This is a genomic window from Rhodococcus sp. B10, from assembly GCF_011770055.1.
Classification (GTDB): Bacteria; Actinomycetota; Actinomycetes; order Mycobacteriales; family Mycobacteriaceae; genus Rhodococcoides; species Rhodococcoides kyotonensis_B.
The window spans coordinates 1-2298 of record NZ_JAAFYV010000071.1 but is presented as its reverse complement, the minus strand read 5'-3'; the positions used below and the strand labels follow the sequence as shown (position 1 = coordinate 2298).

Below are 2298 nucleotides of genomic sequence, written 5' to 3'. Positions count from 1 at the left end.
AGAGTCTTTTACGGAGAGTTTGATCCTGGCTCAGGACGAACGCTGGCGGCGTGCTTAACACATGCAAGTCGAGCGGTAAGGCCTTTCGGGGTACACGAGCGGCGAACGGGTGAGTAACACGTGGGTGATCTGCCCTGCACTCTGGGATAAGCCTGGGAAACTGGGTCTAATACCGGATATGACCATTCCATGCATGTGGGGTGGTGGAAAGATTTATCGGTGCAGGATGGGCCCGCGGCCTATCAGCTTGTTGGTGGGGTAATGGCCTACCAAGGCGACGACGGGTAGCCGACCTGAGAGGGTGACCGGCCACACTGGGACTGAGACACGGCCCAGACTCCTACGGGAGGCAGCAGTGGGGAATATTGCACAATGGGCGGAAGCCTGATGCAGCGACGCCGCGTGAGGGATGAAGGCCTTCGGGTTGTAAACCTCTTTCAGCAGGGACGAAGCGTGAGTGACGGTACCTGCAGAAGAAGCACCGGCTAACTACGTGCCAGCAGCCGCGGTAATACGTAGGGTGCGAGCGTTGTCCGGAATTACTGGGCGTAAAGAGTTCGTAGGCGGTTTGTCGCGTCGTTTGTGAAAACCCGGGGCTCAACTTCGGGCTTGCAGGCGATACGGGCAGACTTGAGTGTTTCAGGGGAGACTGGAATTCCTGGTGTAGCGGTGAAATGCGCAGATATCAGGAGGAACACCGGTGGCGAAGGCGGGTCTCTGGGAAACAACTGACGCTGAGGAACGAAAGCGTGGGTAGCAAACAGGATTAGATACCCTGGTAGTCCACGCCGTAAACGGTGGGCGCTAGGTGTGGGTTCCTTCCACGGGATCTGTGCCGTAGCTAACGCATTAAGCGCCCCGCCTGGGGAGTACGGCCGCAAGGCTAAAACTCAAAGGAATTGACGGGGGCCCGCACAAGCGGCGGAGCATGTGGATTAATTCGATGCAACGCGAAGAACCTTACCTGGGTTTGACATACACCAGACAGCTGTAGAGATACGGTTTCCCTTGTGGTTGGTGTACAGGTGGTGCATGGCTGTCGTCAGCTCGTGTCGTGAGATGTTGGGTTAAGTCCCGCAACGAGCGCAACCCTTGTCTTATGTTGCCAGCACGTGATGGTGGGGACTCGTAAGAGACTGCCGGGGTCAACTCGGAGGAAGGTGGGGACGACGTCAAGTCATCATGCCCCTTATGTCCAGGGCTTCACACATGCTACAATGGCCAGTACAGAGGGCTGCGAGACCGTGAGGTGGAGCGAATCCCTTAAAGCTGGTCTCAGTTCGGATCGGGGTCTGCAACTCGACCCCGTGAAGTCGGAGTCGCTAGTAATCGCAGATCAGCAACGCTGCGGTGAATACGTTCCCGGGCCTTGTACACACCGCCCGTCACGTCATGAAAGTCGGTAACACCCGAAGCCGGTGGCCTAACCCCTTGTGGGAGGGAGCCGTCGAAGGTGGGATCGGCGATTGGGACGAAGTCGTAACAAGGTAGCCGTACCGGAAGGTGCGGCTGGATCACCTCCTTTCTAAGGAGCATTCACCAGAACATGGACCAGCACATAGGTGTTGGATGATGTCTGGCAGAGCCCGTTTAGACCTCGTCTGTAGGTCTGCGGGAGCTCACGGGTGGAACACTGACAGACTTTTCGCGTCGTACACGTCATCCTTGATGTGGCCGGCGGGTGAATATATCGGCATACTGTTGGGTCCTGAGAGAACAAGCGCGAGTTTGTTTCTTTCTGGAGGAAAACGATTCTTTTCGAATGTCGGTCATACCGCACTGCTTCGGTGGTGGTTTGGTGTCGGCGTCAAGTTCGGAGAGGGTGTGTTGTTTGAGAATTGCACAGTGGACGCGAGCATCTTTGTTGTAAGTAATTTAGAGCGTACGGTGGATGCCTTGGCACCAGGAGCCGATGAAGGACGTAGGAGGCTGCGATAAGCCTCGGGGAGCTGTCAACCGAGCTGTGATCCGAGGGTGTCCGAATGGGGAAACCCAGCACGAGTGATGTCGTGTTACCTGCACCTGAATATATAGGGTGTGTGGAGGGAACGTGGGGAAGTGAAACATCTCAGTACCCACAGGAAGAGAAAACAATTGTGATTCCGTGAGTAGTGGCGAGCGAAAGCGGAGGAGGCCAAACTTTGTGCGTGTGATACCCGGCAGGGGTTGCGTATGGAGGGTTGTGGGGTTTGCATGTGATGGTTCTGCCGGACTGTCCGACAGTGATAAATCATGGTGTTAGTCGAAGTGGTCTGGAACGGCCTGTCGTAGAGGGTGAGAGTCCCGTAGACGAAAACA

At 56.0% G+C, this 2298-nt stretch carries 2 rRNA genes; both read left to right on the top strand.

The annotated features are described in order from the left end of the window. Nucleotides 1-7 precede the first annotated feature (7 nt). Nucleotides 8-1525, top strand: a 16S ribosomal RNA gene (locus RhoFasB10_RS25645). 339 nt (nucleotides 1526-1864) lie between these two features. Then, nucleotides 1865-2298: ribosomal RNA gene (locus RhoFasB10_RS25640) — 23S ribosomal RNA — on the top strand; the annotation flags it as partial.